10 protein-coding genes are annotated in these 15,318 nt (G+C 24.1%); 2 read left to right on the forward strand and 8 right to left on the reverse strand.

The features are described 5' to 3' along the window. Window positions 1-8: 8 nt before the first annotated feature. Together csm2 and cas10 are read right to left on the reverse strand one after the other, a co-directional pair. On the reverse strand, window positions 9-1,247 hold the full coding sequence (gene csm2 / locus MBCUR_RS05600) for a type III-A CRISPR-associated protein Csm2 (protein WP_067091336.1): 1,239 nt from the start codon (window positions 1,245-1,247) through the stop codon (window positions 9-11). Then, complete coding sequence (cas10, locus tag MBCUR_RS05605) at window positions 1,234-4,002, reverse strand: type III-A CRISPR-associated protein Cas10/Csm1 (protein WP_084269540.1); 2,769 nt, start codon at window positions 4,000-4,002, stop codon at window positions 1,234-1,236. Before cas10 ends, csm2 begins: the two co-directional genes overlap by 14 nt. Window positions 4,003-4,862: 860 nt before the next feature. On the opposite strand from cas10, the gene MBCUR_RS05610 reads away from it, so the two are divergent. Then, on the forward strand, window positions 4,863-6,476 hold the full coding sequence (locus MBCUR_RS05610; RefSeq protein WP_067091338.1) for an ATP-binding protein: 1,614 nt from the start codon (window positions 4,863-4,865) through the stop codon (window positions 6,474-6,476). Between the two features lie 707 nt (window positions 6,477-7,183). On the opposite strand, the gene dph5 is transcribed toward MBCUR_RS05610, so the two are convergent. The 5 genes from dph5 to MBCUR_RS05635 all read right to left on the reverse strand — a co-directional run bounded on the left by dph5 (window position 7,184) and on the right by MBCUR_RS05635 (window position 10,991). Beyond that, a complete protein-coding gene (gene dph5, locus MBCUR_RS05615; RefSeq protein ID WP_157077686.1) occupies window positions 7,184-8,065 on the reverse strand; it encodes a diphthine synthase in 882 nt (293 codons plus the stop codon). Between the two features lie 110 nt (window positions 8,066-8,175). Beyond that, complete coding sequence (locus MBCUR_RS05620; protein ID WP_067091344.1) at window positions 8,176-8,859, reverse strand: hypothetical protein; 684 nt, start codon at window positions 8,857-8,859, stop codon at window positions 8,176-8,178. A 4-nt stretch (window positions 8,860-8,863) separates the two neighbouring features. After that, the gene (locus MBCUR_RS05625) at window positions 8,864-9,325 is read right to left on the reverse strand and encodes a hypothetical protein (RefSeq protein WP_067091346.1); all 462 of its coding nucleotides are present in this window, start codon (window positions 9,323-9,325) and stop codon (window positions 8,864-8,866) included. Window positions 9,326-9,714: 389 nt separating this feature from the next. After that, window positions 9,715-10,380 carry a hypothetical protein gene (locus MBCUR_RS05630; protein ID WP_067091350.1) on the reverse strand — a complete coding sequence of 222 codons (666 nt, stop codon included), beginning with the start codon at window positions 10,378-10,380 and terminating at the stop codon, window positions 9,715-9,717. Continuing rightward, window positions 10,380-10,991, reverse strand: a complete 612-nt coding sequence (locus MBCUR_RS05635) for a hypothetical protein (RefSeq protein WP_067091353.1) — start codon at window positions 10,989-10,991, stop codon at window positions 10,380-10,382. Before MBCUR_RS05635 ends, MBCUR_RS05630 begins: the two co-directional genes overlap by 1 nt. Window positions 10,992-11,289: 298 nt before the next feature. Between MBCUR_RS05635 and MBCUR_RS05640 the strand changes: the two genes are divergently transcribed. Beyond that, complete coding sequence (locus MBCUR_RS05640; protein ID WP_067091355.1) at window positions 11,290-12,396, forward strand: DUF362 domain-containing protein; 1,107 nt, start codon at window positions 11,290-11,292, stop codon at window positions 12,394-12,396. A gap of 110 nt (window positions 12,397-12,506) precedes the next feature. Here MBCUR_RS05640 and MBCUR_RS05645 read toward each other — a convergent pair whose 3' ends face one another. Next, the gene (locus MBCUR_RS05645; RefSeq protein WP_067091358.1) at window positions 12,507-15,038 is read right to left on the reverse strand and encodes a RecQ family ATP-dependent DNA helicase; all 2,532 of its coding nucleotides are present in this window, start codon (window positions 15,036-15,038) and stop codon (window positions 12,507-12,509) included. Between the last annotated feature and the right edge of the window lie 280 nt (window positions 15,039-15,318).

Here is a 15,318-nt window from a genome sequence, read left to right on the forward strand (position 1 = left end):
CATCACCTTTAATTTAAAATATCTATAACTTCAATAAATTTTCCATAAGCAATAACCGATTCTAAAAGTTTAATTAAAATCTTTAAATTATTTATAAATTCTTTCTCCCAATTGTCATTTTCATTTGATAAATTATCATAATAAACTAAATCCATTAAAAACATTAGTAATCTATAAAAATCATAAGGAATTAGCCCTCTTCCAAAAGAATAAGAAATTTGTGGTTTTAATCTATAAAAATCTGTGAGTTTATTATTTGAGTACAGTTCAATATTTTTTAAAGCATTAAAAATCTTGCGTAACTGATTAATGTTCAAATTATTTTTAGGATTTTTAGATTTTAAAAATCTTCTAGCTATTGAATTAGCATATTCAAGTTCACCACATTCTTCATCATCTATCAAATCATTTAGCTCATAAATTGTAACTAATGGATGGATTTCAAACGATTCTTCATCAAAAATATCTTCAGAGTAGGATTTATTTTCACTTAAAAAAGTATGAAATTTATGATAAGCAACAATTGATTCAACAAATCTGACAAAAATCTTAAAATTCTCTTCTTTCTCCTTAGATGTTTCTATTTGACTTAAACATTTAATCATTAAATTATAAAACAATTGAGGAATAGAGTTTCTGTTTAAAGATATTTCCAATTGAACTTTAAATAAGTGAAATTTAGGTTTTATTAATTCCCAATTATCTTTAGTTTCAATCAACCTCAAATCATCAAAGAATCTTCTTAGTTGAGTAACTTTCAAATCATTCTCGGATTTAACAAAAGATTTTCCTAATTCATAAGAAAAACCACAAATATCATACATATCAATGTTATCAAAATTGTAGAATTTATTTTCATCTAAATATTGAATATTATATTTTATTTTGAATTTATGTCGTAAGCTATCATTTTTACATGATAAAAATGTCTTTTTTTTATCTTCTTCATTAACCTGTTTTAAAGAAGCTTGGTGCTGAATTATTGGTTTTTTACCTTTTTTTTCAATTTTTCTGATTCCAGTATATTTAACTACTACAACGTCATCTTTTGAAACATAGTTATTGATGTTTTCAACATGCTCATTGGCAATCTCGGAAATATGTATAAATACCCTATTATATGAATAGTCAACTAAGACAGCCTTTGCATCATATTTTTCCACTTTTTTTATTTTTGCCACAGCTAAAGCATTTTTTTCGGGCCAATCATCTTTTTTATCATTGGCTGAAGAATTAATCCTTGCCATTTAAATCCCTCGATTTTAAACTTGCCAATGAAACTGGAATTTTAATCCATGGCATGAATTTTCTTCCTTCTTTATCGAATTTTGTAAGGAATTCTTTCTCTTCTTTTGACAAATTTTTACCTTTCATTAGTATTAATTTATATTTAAACATTGGTGTAAACTTTTTATTTCGACAGCGATTGTTATAATCATAGTTCCAATCATTTTCATTATAAATTAACTCTGAAAAATGTTTGTTTTCATCAATAAATGTTTTTTTCCATAAATTAAGCATAGTATATAAAAAACTTCTACTGATTTTCCCAGGAACATATGATTCTAGTTTTTTTCCAAATTCTAACAATCCACTTTCACCATTAAATCCAGAAAATGCAGAATAAACATTGTTGCTTTCCCATTTAACCACTTCATTAAAAACTGTAATTTTATCTTTACCACAATTTTTAGAAGCTTCAAGAAACTCATCTGCTTGAATAATCGCTTTACCAATAGGAAACTTAGCATCCACAATGTTAATTCCTGCAGATAAAGTTATTGATGGATTTTCACATGTCCATTTTCTAAATTTATCTCTAAATTCTTTTGAAAATTCCATAATGTCATCATAAGGACCTAAAACAAGTAAATCATCTCCACCAGAGTAGTTAATGTGTATTGTAGGAATTGATTTCTTTTCACACTCTGAACAGACTTTAGCTTCTTTGTTGTTTTTATCTAATTCTTTATAGACATAAAAGTTATCTTCATCACCTATAGAATGCTTAAACAAACTGTAAGAATCATCGTCTTTCTGAAGATTAAGTTTAATTTTTTTAATTTGTCCATTTTTAATTTTTTCTTCACAATCTGAACAAAGCTTAGGAAACACTCTGTAATTTTCAGCTATTTTATTTATAAAACCTGAAAAAAGCATGTCCAATTGAGTTGATAGTGTAGATATTCTTGATATGGTTGCACCTTTAACTCTAATTGGATTTCCATTATCATCATAGATTAAATTTCCATCCTTATCTTTTTTATCTTCTTCAAGAAATTTAAAACCACTTGTAAATATTTTTCCTAAGTTATCTACATCCATTTTAACTATGCCTAACTTATTTGCACCTGTACTGATTTGAGCAAGGTGTTCAAAGTATAATGGATATTCGCTATGTCTTGGAACAGTGTTACCTAAGAAATTAAATCCTAAAGATATTTTATTTGAATCTCCAATTGATTGAGATTCTTTTACCTCACCAATAGCTTGAAGAATATCTTTATCTAAAAATTCTGTATCATTTAATTTAATAAGTTCTAATTTTTCAAATGGAAAATCATTTTTAAGGTTTTCTACAAATTCTAATGTTGCAGTATATCCTAAAAACTTATAACCTATGCCTAAATCTTTTTCATAGAAATTAAAGTTAGTTTTATTCTTAGAATAAGCTTTTATCATGAATTTAGCATTGGTAACTGCTTGACCTAACCTTTCATGATCCTTACAAAAACCACAAATACCTTTTTCAGACTTCGTTGGTTTTCCACATACAGAGCATGTTTTATCATAGTTTACAGATTCTTCTAATTTAAATACTTCATCTAACTGATTTATAAATTTCTGTTTTTTATCTAATGTAAGTTTAGCATTTAAATTTGAAGTTATATCCCCAAATCTTTCTAAATCATTACCACTGGATTCTTCATAGGCTACAGCCAAATATAACTCTGCATTAAACTTTTCAATAAACATTTTATTTATTTTCTGCCTTAATTCATTGAGTTTTTCAATTGTATTTTTTGTATTTGCTGCAACAATGACAAACCTTCCTCCACCACAGAAAAGAATGCTAGATTGGTTTAAACCTAAATCATCTGTAATTCTTGAAGCGATTGAATCATTAAGGAGGTTTATATATAATGATCGACCCCTTAATCTTTTACTCATTCCTGCTTGAGCATCTTGTGGAGATGAAACTCGGTAAATGAACTTTTGAATCCCTGAAATATCTCCAGTGATAACCAAATAAACTTTTTGGCCATCCACTGTCTTTTTTAATTTTTCATGTCCATCTTTTGAAAATATATAGCGAGATGTTGCCAAAGCAGCTGTTGTTTTTAAATGATCAAATAAAGAAATATCAGCAACAGAACGGTAAGCTGCAGAATGCATTGTTGATGTGTATTTTTTTAGAAGTGATAAAGTAGTATTAAAATCACTATCGAAGCCTATAGTATTTAACTTCTTAAATTCTCCTTCAAATTTATTCCATAAAGCAAGATAGTCTAAATTGACATTTTTACCTTTTTTAGGAGTTATTTTATCGTAGTAATCATTAAAGTTTTCACCATATTTTTCTAAAGATAATTGTTCTAAAGGAAGAAATGACTCATTATCAAGCTTATTTCTACCATCTAAGTTAACTCTAGAAAAAATAGATATTAGTGGCTCTTTCTTAACACCATCATTTTTTTCTGATTTAATTCTTTCACTTGAAGCATGATGATCTGCTTTTTGAACAATATAGGTTAATTCAGGATTAATTGATTGCTTTGGTAAATGATGATACAATGCTATTTCTTTAACCTCTTCTCCTAAATTATATTTATCAATAAAAGTAGCAGACCACTTTCCATGAGCTCCATTATACCCATAATCATCTTTAGTAAGTTTTGAAAATTCCTCACTATGTGGTTTATCTGTTCTCTGATAAAACTTACCAATATCATGTAACAATGCAGCCATTTTTATGTTTTCTAATTCCATATCTAATTCCATATATTCACCTAATTTTATTAATATTTACATTAATATTCATTTTTTACAGCTTAATATTTTAATACAAGTTTTAAATTCCCTTTAAAATTTTAAAACCACTCATAAAAAACCGTTTTTTTTTTTTTGCTTATATTAAATAAAGTAAAATTCTATTTATAATCTATTATGCTCCTTTTTATATTTAAACTTTACTAAATGATTTTTATTAGCCATTTAAAACTTTGTTTAAAAAAAATATAGTATTTTATGAAAAATTTAAAAATTTAAAAAATTTAAAAAAAAAGAATAAAAAAATAAAAAAAAGATTAAATATTGTTAATTATCAAAATAAAAAAAATAAGGTTTTAAATTTGAAAATAAATCTTTTTATAACTTTTTAAATCAAAAAATAGAGAGTGTAAAAAGTGTGGGGTTTTTTGGAAAAAACACATTTAATTTTATAATGTATTATAATAAAATTAAGAAATATTTGTTATTATATTACTTTTAAGTTTTTTGCAATATTCTCGTTTTCTTTCTTAATTTTAGAAATAATAATAAAAACAAGCTTTCAGTTTATGATAAGTTAATTGTATTTTCAATTATTTCCATTGGTACAAAGTTTTGACACTAGAATTTCTATTGTATAAAATCTTAAATTTATTAACTTAGTTTAAACCGTGATAAATATTAGGAATAAATAATGATAATTTTTATTACTGATTTTTAGGAAATATTAGTGGAAAATTCTTCTTTAAATAACTTTGATATAAAAATTCATAGATTTGTCACATAACCAAACTCTCTAAAAAATTAGGAAAATTTATTAATTATAAAAATAATATAACAAATTACGGTTTAAACTTTAAAGGAGAAATATAATGAAAAAATTACCTATTGGTGTTGCAACATTTTCTAAATTAATAGAAGATAACTATACCTATATTGACAAAACAGAATACATTTATAAAATGCTTAATCAAGGTGAAATATACTTTTTATCAAGACCCAGAAGATTTGGTAAATCTTTACTCGTTAGCACTTTAGAAAACTTGTTCAAAGGTAATAAAGAATTGTTTAAAGGTCTCTATATTTATGATAAGTATGATTGGACTCAAACTTATCCTGTGATTTATTTAGATTTTGCAACTATAGGTCATAAAAATCCTGAAACATTGGAGAGGTCTTTAAATGATTTCATTAACATGACTAAAATGAAGCACTCTATAGAACTTGTAAGTGAAGATTTAACAAGTAAATTTAGCGAATTAATCATGAGAATATATGAAAAACATGATAAAAAAGTTGTTATTTTAATTGATGAATATGATAAGGCTATCAGTAGCCACTTAGATAATATTGAAATAGCTAAAGACAATCGTGATATTTTAAGAAGCTTTTATCAAGTTTTAAAGCCGAATGATAAATATATTCATTTTATTTTTGTAACAGGTATTAGTAAGTTCAGTAAAACTTCAATATTTTCAGATTTTAACAATTTAGATGATATTACAATTAATCCACAGTATGCTAATATCTGTGGTTACACCCAAAAAGATCTTGAGGAAAACTTCAAAGAATATACTGATAAAATCAGCAAAAACAATAATGTTACTCCAAAACTCACCTTGGATTTAATTAAAAAATGGTATGATGGTTATTCATGGAATGGTGAAAACTTTTTATATAATCCTTTTTCAATTCTTGAATTTTTTAACAATGGTAAATTCAATAACTATTGGTTTGATACAGGAACACCAAAACTACTTGTAGATCTTATTGATAAAAAAGGAGTGGACACTGAAGTCTTACTAAATAAAAACACAAGATTTTCAGGAACATTCCCCAGTTTTAAACTTGAAAATTTAGACTTTGCAACAGCACTCCTGCAAACAGGTTATTTAACAATAAAAGAAGAAAAAAAGAGGATTTTTGGCGAATCATCAGAATATAAACTAGCTATTCCTAATAAAGAAGTTCATGATTCATTGTTTAGCTACATCTTAGGAACTTACACTAACTATGACGAGAGCCAAGTGCAACCAATGACAGATAATATGATTAAATACATATTAAATTTAGATGAAAAAAATTTACAAACATCTTTTGAGGTTCTACTCCATAAAATCCCAAACCTACTATATGGTAAACTTAAAAAAGAATTTGAAGCACATTATCAAATTTTAGCTATTTCTTGGTTGCAACTATTAGGTTTTGATGTCGAAGGAGAAGTCATGAGCATTAAAGGAAGAATGGATGCTGTACTTAAGCAAAAAGACAATATTATACTTATAGAATTTAAATTTAGCAAAACAGAAAACATGGATACTATGCTAGATGATGGATTAAATCAAATTATAAAAAATGAGTATTACAAACCATACCAAAACAAGAATATTATTTTACTATCCATAGCTTTCCAACCAAGAAATGTTAAATGTAAGCTATTAGACCTTGAAAAAGCTTTAAATACATATAAAAATGAAAACACTTAAAACATTGACTATTAATATAAACTAGAATATATTAATAATAATTTTTTTAATAGCCTGAATAAATATGATTTATATTCCAAAATTTTATAAATATATTAAAAAAGGAAAAAACAAGAAGATTATCACTAAAGAAAAGTAAAAAAAAAACTTAAAAAAAAAGAGAAAAAATATAAAAATAATGACAAGTAAATAGCAACATATGGTAGAAAATGTTTTGATTTAAAATTTAGGTTGTAATTATATAGGATTTTTGTAATTATGTTTAATTTAATTGATTAAATCATTAAAAATTACTATTTACTTGTAAAATTATTTTTAAAGCTCTAATAAAATATATTGGTGATTATATTTTTTAGAGGATATGTATAATATTTCATATCAATTATTATTTAAGACTTAATCATATATAAATGTTTTTATAAAAAAATGAAATAAACTTAGGCTTTGATAGTTTTAGAAGATTTTTTCATTTATTTAAAGTCATTTTTTAAATTATATTATTCATTATGTTTCATCACTTTCATTAAAAAGAGAAATATTAAATTTTAGAAATATTTTTCTTATTTATTTTTGTAAATAAGAACTTATAAAAACTTGTTTATTTTTGTAAATAAAAGAGTATAAAAGTTAATAAAAATTTATAAAAGTTTATAAAATGTTTTAAAACTATTTATTTTTTTAAAATGTAAAATAAAATATTTATTCAATTATAAATCATCTAAAATATCTTTGTTTGCTCCAGCTATTGAGACAAGATATTCTCCTTCAACAATGTGAAGTTTTGAAGGAATAACAAGACAGTGGAGAGGTCCTCCAAAATCAAAATCAATTAAATCTTTAATTTTACCTGCTTTGATTAAAACATCAGGAGAACCTGCCCTTGCAATTCCTATAACTAAGGACTCTTCATTTAGAATGGCTTCATTGTTGTTTTTTGAATTAATTTGATTAGATTCATCTAAATCACTACTCAAACCATCATTCAAATCACTACTCAAATTTTTATTCAAATCATTTTTTAAATCTTCATTGATTTTCATTAAATATTTTAAACCTTGATTAATAGTCATGTATCTATTTTTATGGGCTTGAATATCTAATAAAACAAGAGTATGGGCATTATTTTTAAGATTAGATATAATATTTAAGTATGGAGACTTAGGGAAGAAATTTTCATCTGGAAAAGGAATGGTTGTAACTTTGCCAAATTTATATGCTTGAAGCCCACTTAAACCAGGTGCAGCTGAAAGAATAGATGATCCATGAATTACTTCATAGTCAATTCCTTTGTTTTTTGCTTCAACTAAAAAATCTGTATGGGTGGTGGCTATTAATGGATCACCCCCCGTTATTAAAGCAACATTTAATTTATCTGCATCATTAAAAAATAAATTGTCTTCTTCAACTTCTTGCCTGTTTAAAATAATGATTTTTTTAGCTATTAACTCTTCAATAGCTTCAATGGATGAACCAAATAGCTTTGAAGTAAAAAATTCAGCATAGATTTTATCTGCTTTTTTTAAAGTATCCAACCCTTTAATTGAAATATCTTTAATATCAAATAATCCTAATCCAACAAAATAAAGCATTATTCTACCTCTAATTAATATAAACCTGATAATTTAGATATATAAAAAAATAATTAATTAGCCTCTAATGACAGAAGAATATAAAAGCAATAATCAATAATAAAAAAATATCAAAATATATAATCCTCAATACCAATAATCTTATATATTTTGGTATGATTGCAAATAATGACACTATTATCTAAAAATTTATTGTCGTCTGTGCAAAAATTTAATTTAGGTATTTTTTCTCCTAGCTCATGAGCATCCAAACAAATATTCATATCTCCACCAAGCTTTCTTAAATTATCTTTTCCATTCACAACATCCTTTAAATTGGATTCTACAATAGGATATTCTAATATTCTTTCATAAGCATTACCTAAGTTTTTAAAAACTAAAGTATAATTTTTAATGCTTAATTTATTAAACTTTTTTTCATATTTCTTAATTGCAGATATTATTTCATTAGTTTTAAAATGATTGTTTTCAAATAAAAAAGAATCCCATATGCCACTAATTATCTTTGAACATTGATAATATCCAAAACCATCTATATTTAAATGTTTAGCAATTTTAATAAGCTCATTTTTTGTTAGTACTCTCTCATTTCTTATTTTAATTATTAGTTTAAAAATTAAATCTCCAAATTTATCTATTTTTCGATGATAAATTTTCTGAAACTCATATTCAACATTATTTGACCATAGTCTGTTAAAATTATGATTAAAAATATTTAATGCAAAAGCATGTTGAGGTTCTGCATTAAAACAGAAACCTATAACAATATTATTGTCTAAAAATATAGAATCCATTAATTCATATCTCCTTTAAAGAATCATAAATTCCAGATAATAACTTTTTATCCTCCTCTTCATCTGTATCTATTAATTCATAAAATTCACCTTCAAGAAGAGTAATTTCATGTTTAAATTTCATATCAGAAAAATCTTTATTTTTACCAAAATACTTTTGAATTAATAATAATATTTTTCCTATGATTTTAACTCCTTCATTTTTATTTTCCATTGTGAAAAAAATATTGAATATGTTTTTTAACCTATAGAATAAATAAAAATTAGGGCTACTACTTTCATATAATTCGGAAAGAAAGGAATCTAGCAACAAATTAACTGTATCAAAGTCAACTGTAACTTCATTTGATTCTATATTATTTTGTATTTTTAATTTTTCACTAACTATTTTAATAAAATCTATAATTATATCCACAGGTTTTTTATATGCTTCCCTGCTTATGACTGTTTCTTGATTTATAATCATAAAATATTCCTCCAATAAAAAAAAGTAATAAAATGTTTAAAAAAAATAGCAGTATTCAACAGTAATAATTACTTTTTTTCAATATATAAATATAATGTTTTTTAATATTATGTTATTTTAAAATTTTATATATTCTAATTATACTCTAATTATACTCTTAATTTTTGATTTAATTCATCAATTGAATCAATGTTATGTTCATTTATTCTTTTTTTGGAGTCATTTAATATTTCATCAAACTTTTAAAATTAGAATACAATTTGTGGAGTTTTAATAAAGCTAAATTTTTGTTTAATAATTTTCTTTATTTTTGAGAAATCTTTTGGTCAAGGTTTTGTTGCCAAATACATGTCAGGGAACATTATTTCCCATTTAAAAAAAAAGCTTTTTTAATAATTAAATGAATTTAAAGAAACAAAATCCGAAATAGCAGTACAATCTATAAGATCTTGTTTCAATTTTATTATTTTTAAATCTCCTGTGATAAACTTATTAATCATTTGTTTAATTGCCAAATGATGTGCATCTACTATTATAATGTCATCAGGAGTGTGTATATTTTTTATTTTTTCTAAATTATTAAAAACAGAAAGATATTTTTCATTTTTAGCTCTAAAATATGGTTTATTCAAAATATTTACACATTTGTTGTATCTATTAGCTAAATCAATGTTTAAATTATAAAGTAATGTTTTAATTAAATCAATAATCTCATATGTTAAAATGTCTCTGTACCATCCTCCTCTTTCCCAAATAATGTTTGCAATTACTTTTTTATCTTTTTTAGAAAATTCATTACCTGAAATGTTAATAACTGTTGTTATAAACTTCTTTTCTGTAATCCGATCAATCAAAGATAGTTTATTAATAATCTCTTCAAAAATATAAATATACTTATTTTTTAAGGAATCTATTACTTTAATTGATTCATTCTTTACAGTATTTGACCAATGTTTCTTTTTTTCAGTTTTAAAAAGATTTTCAGCATATCCATTCCATGGGTGTAAATCAAAAATGAAAGATATTAGTACATTGGTATCTAAAAATAATCCCATTATTCTTTCTCCAAATCTATTGTTTCATTAAATAGTTTATGTATTGTTTGGGAATAATTATTTGTTTTCTCTTGCATTGAATAAAACTTAACTTTTTGTTCAAAAAAATTATAAATAAAATTATCAAATTCATTTAAATATTTTAATTTGTCTTCCTTTGATAAATCGTCTAAATTTAGTTTTGATACATTATTTTTGTAAGTTTTTTTAATTAATTTAAATTTAAGGTTATGTAATTTTATATAATCTTCTAAGATCATTAATAATATTTCTAAATCATCAGTATTTAACTCACCAATAGTTTTTTTAATTATTATATCCATGATATTCTTTATTTCTAAAAAAGCAGTGTACTCTTCTTTAATGAAGTTATATTCTCTAACAAATTCTGCAAATATCTCTGTGTCTTCAAACCATTTTTGAACCAATTGACTATATGATTCTTCAATAATTTCTGTATCCTGAATGTTATGTTTTTCATTTTTAACTTTAGATATTAGATAATTTTTGAATTTTTTAAGTAGGTCTAATATACTATTAATTGTATTATCATAATCTCTTCGGTCGTATTGAATTGTTTCTTGAGTATAATGTATTGTATTTAAAACCATTACAATGCCTCATCCATTATTAAAAAAAGCATATATGAAATAATAATTTTTTAATATGCTTTTTAAAAAAAATATTATTATCAATATAATCATTACTTTTTTCACTATTTAAATATGATGCTTTTAAGCTTTTATGAATTTGAAAAGTTTATAAAATATTGTGAATAAATATAAAATCATAAAATATTATTACAAAATCATGTAAACTTTATATTTGAATTAAAAAATAGAAAAAAATAATTAAAAAATAAAATGGAAATAAAATAAAATAAAAAAATAAAGAAATTGGAGACATTAGATGACATCAAAAGTATATTTTTCTAATTTAAGAACAAGAACTGACAATGACAACAAAGGAAATAAAATCATCAAGCTATTTAATAAAGCAGGATTTAATAAAAATTATAATAAAGATGAGTTAATAGGAATTAAAATACACTTTGGAGAGCGAGGAAACGATGGATACATCTCTCCAGTTCTTATTAGGTACATTGTAGATGAAATTAAAAAAACAGGTGCAAATCCATTCATAACTGACACAAATACATTGTATTATGGACTTAGACATAATTCAGTAGACCACTTGCACACAGCAACCTTAAATGGCTTTTCATATTCTGTAGTAAATGCTCCATTGATAATAGCTGATGGAATTAAAAGTGACAATGAAATTAAGGTCGAAATTAATCAAAAACATATCAAAGAAGCAAAAATAGCTGGAGACATTGCTAAAAGTGATGGCTTACTTGTAGCTTCACATGTAAAAGGACATGGCTTATGTGGGTTTGGAGGAGCCATTAAAAATCTTGCAATGGGATGTGCAACAATTGGGGGGAAATTAAATCAACATGAAGCTTCAAAACCAATTATGAAAGATAATTGTATAAACTGTGGGATATGTAAAACCCTTTGTCCAGTAAATGCAATAGAAGAGGAAAATAGAAAATTTAGAATAATATATGATGATTGTATCGCATGTATGAACTGTTGGGATGGTAGTCCAAATAAAGCCATTGATTTAGACTGGGATGAAGATATTCCAAATTTTATAGAGAGAATGGCTGAATATGCTTTAGCTGCAGTTAAAAATAAAAATGGAAAAATGGCTTATATGAATTTTCTAACTAACATTACTCCTGATTGTGATTGTCTTCCATTTTCTGATAGTCCAATTGTTCCAGATATTGGATTTTTAGCAAGTGATGATCCTGTAGCCATTGATGCAGCTAGCTATTATCTTATAAATCAACAAAAAGGAAATCATGATTCAATGCTCCATAAAAATTGTAACCATGGTGAAGATAAGTTTCAAGGAGTCTGGGAAAATGTTGATGGAAGTCATATATTAAGATATGGAGAAGAGATTGGTTTAGGAACTCAAGATTTTGAATTGATTAATTTATAGTTAAATTAAATTGTTAAATTTTTTAATTTAACTTAATAATTATTTATTTTTACTTTATCTAATTTTTCATTTTTCATAATTGATCACTTCTTGTAGTTTTTAATTAAATTTTAAATATTATTTTTAATTAAATTTAAGAATTTATCTCCATATCTTTCTAATTTTACTTCTCCTACACCTTTTACTTTTAAAAATTCATTATTTGTTTTAGGCTTTTTAATAGCTAATTCTTTTAATACTGTATCATGAAAAACGATGTATGCAGGAATATTATCTTTTTTTGAAATTGAAAACCTTAATTGCTTTAGCTTATTAAATAATTCCATATCAATCTTATCATTAATCTCTATTTTAGATTTATTTTTATTACTTTTACTATTTTTATTAATTTTATTATTTTTACTAATTTTATTGTTTTTATTATTTTTAGATTTATTACTGTTGATTTTAGGTTTATTGCTATAATTAGAATTTTTAGAATTTAGTTTTTTAGAATTATTCTCTTTAGAAATAAAATTATTAGAATTTTGATTGTTGTGAGAATCCATGTTAAAATTATGCTCCTTAATTAATTTAATAAATTCATTGCCATATTTTTCTAATTTTATCTTTCCTACACCAGAAATATTTAAAAATTCTTCTTCATTTTGTGGTTTATAATTAACCATATGTTCTAAGGTTAGATTATTAAAAATCATGTATTGAGGAACATTTTCTTTTTTTGCAAAGCTTAATCTAAGAGATTTTAATTTTTTTAATAAATCCTCTTTAGCACTATTTTCAACAGATAATATTTCATTTTTAGTGTTATTTGTATTGGATAATACATAATTTTTATTAGAAATTTGATTAAATGAATTATTGCTAAATGAGCCATTTTTAAATGAACTGTTTTTAAATGAACTGTTAAATGGCTTATCTCTTATTTGTGTATCTGGTATTTCAACAATATTTTTAGATAAATCATTTAAATCACGAAAATCAGCTTTCATAATGACTTGCTGATTATATTTTAATATTGACTCATAGTTTCTTCCTAACTCTAATACTGGAAATCTCCCTTGACTGGTTAGTATATATTCATTGGATATAAGATATTCAAGGATTAATTTAATCTCATTTTTAGTTTTACTAAACAATGAACCAAAACTTTCTAAGGAATCAAGATTATATTTTCGTATATTTTCATTGTTAGAACCTTTTAAGATATTAATTATAATATTCTTTCCAAAAGATTTATTTCTTGATTTTAACTGGCTTAAAGTAGTCATTATTAAATATGTCTCATGAGAAATATCTATTTCTTTAAAATTACCATTACAATTGTAACAGTTATCACAGTTGTCCATATCATCTTTTGAAGTATCAGAAAAGTAATTTAATATAAATTTTCTATAACAAGAGGATGTTAAAGCATATTTTTCCATTTTATGAAGCAATTTAAAGTTTTTACTTTTTAAACTCTTTGAATCTCCACTTTTTTCAATTAAAAATCTGTTTGTAATTGTGTCTTGAGGAGAGTAAAATAAGATACAGTCTCCTTTAGACCCATCACGTCCAGCTCTCCCTGCTTCTTGATAATATCCTTCAATATTTTTTGGCATGTTGTAGTGAATTACAAAACTTACATTTGACTTATCTATTCCCATTCCAAATGCATTTGTAGCAACTATAATAGGGTTAATATCTTCAATAAAGTTTTCTTGATTTTTATGGCGAATAGAATCTTTTAAACCACCATGATAATAGCTTGCATTGTATCCATTTTTAATTAGCAGTTTATATACAGATTCAACATTTTTTCGAGTGTTGCAGTATATTATTCCACTTTTATCCCTATGATTATTTAAAATTTCAAGTAAGTCATTATTTTTATTGGAGTTTTTCCTAACATCAAAATATAAATTTCCTCTATCATAACCTGTTTTAACTGTTAATGGATTTGAAAGCTTTAGTTGTTTTAAAATATCTCTTTCAACCTGCTTTGTAGCTGTTGCTGTAAAAGCTGATACTACAGGAGATGCAGGTAATGAATTAATAAATTTTTTAATTTTTAAATATGATGGCCTAAAATCGTGCCCCCACTGTGAAACACAATGTGCCTCATCAACAGCAACCATAGATATATCTACAGCAGAAATTGCATCTAAAAAAGTCTTAGAAAACATTCCTTCAGGAGCAATATATACAATTTTGTATTTTCCTAATCGAATACCATCTAAATAACTAAAAAACTCTTTATTGGATAGTGAAGAGTTAATATAGCAAGCATTTATTCCATCTTGATTTAATAAATATACTTGGTCTTTCATTAAAGAAATAAGTGGAGAAATAACAATTGACATTCCATCAAAAATCATTGCTGGAAGTTGGTAGCAAATAGATTTTCCAGAGCCAGTAGGCATAATTCCTAAGACATCACGACCAGATAAAATGGCTTCAATTATTTCTTTTTGACCTTCTCTAAACTCATTGTAACCAAAGTACTTCTTTAAAAATTTTAATGGCTCTAAATTATTTGAATTATTTGAATTATTTGGATTATTTGAATACTTTGAATTCTTAGAACTAATTAAATTATTTGAATGCTTTGAATCCTTAGAACTAATTAAATTATTTGATGAATTTAAATGATTTACCATTATTATATATTTAGAATTACATAGTTTAAATAGCTATTTACTTATTTTAAAGTTTTTAAAAAGAAGAAATTAAAAGTAGACATAATGATACAGAAAAAATAGCATTAAACTTAAATATAATTGAATTATATTTTAAATAATTGAAAATTTAAAAAAAAGAATAGAAATATAATATCTTTTTTATTAAAAATATATTAAATTTTAAAAATATATTAAATTTTAAAAATGTATTATAGTTCTAAAAAAATATTAAATTAATTATACTCATTATATTCATTAT

Origin of the sequence: Methanobrevibacter curvatus (genome assembly GCF_001639295.1) — an archaeon.
Taxonomy (GTDB): domain Archaea; phylum Methanobacteriota; class Methanobacteria; order Methanobacteriales; family Methanobacteriaceae; genus Methanoflexus; species Methanoflexus curvatus.

Bases quoted from the DNA above. Each gene is read 5' to 3' on its own strand.
- cas10 (WP_084269540.1), bottom strand. From the start codon at position 4,002: ATGGAATTAGATATGGAATTAGAAAACATAAAAATGGCTGCATTGTTA.
- MBCUR_RS05645 (WP_067091358.1), bottom strand. From the start codon at position 15,038: ATGGTAAATCATTTAAATTCATCAAATAATTTAATTAGTTCTAAGGAT.
- MBCUR_RS05610 (WP_067091338.1), top strand. From the start codon at position 4,863: ATGAAAAAATTACCTATTGGTGTTGCAACATTTTCTAAATTAATAGAA.
- dph5 (WP_157077686.1), bottom strand. From the start codon at position 8,065: ATGCTTTATTTTGTTGGATTAGGATTATTTGATATTAAAGATATTTCA.
- MBCUR_RS05630 (WP_067091350.1), bottom strand. From the start codon at position 10,380: ATGGGATTATTTTTAGATACCAATGTACTAATATCTTTCATTTTTGAT.
- MBCUR_RS05635 (WP_067091353.1), bottom strand. From the start codon at position 10,991: ATGGTTTTAAATACAATACATTATACTCAAGAAACAATTCAATACGAC.
- MBCUR_RS05640 (WP_067091355.1), top strand. From the start codon at position 11,290: ATGACATCAAAAGTATATTTTTCTAATTTAAGAACAAGAACTGACAAT.
- csm2 (WP_067091336.1), bottom strand. From the start codon at position 1,247: ATGGCAAGGATTAATTCTTCAGCCAATGATAAAAAAGATGATTGGCCC.
- MBCUR_RS05625 (WP_067091346.1), bottom strand. From the start codon at position 9,325: ATGATTATAAATCAAGAAACAGTCATAAGCAGGGAAGCATATAAAAAA.
- MBCUR_RS05620 (WP_067091344.1), bottom strand. From the start codon at position 8,859: ATGGATTCTATATTTTTAGACAATAATATTGTTATAGGTTTCTGTTTT.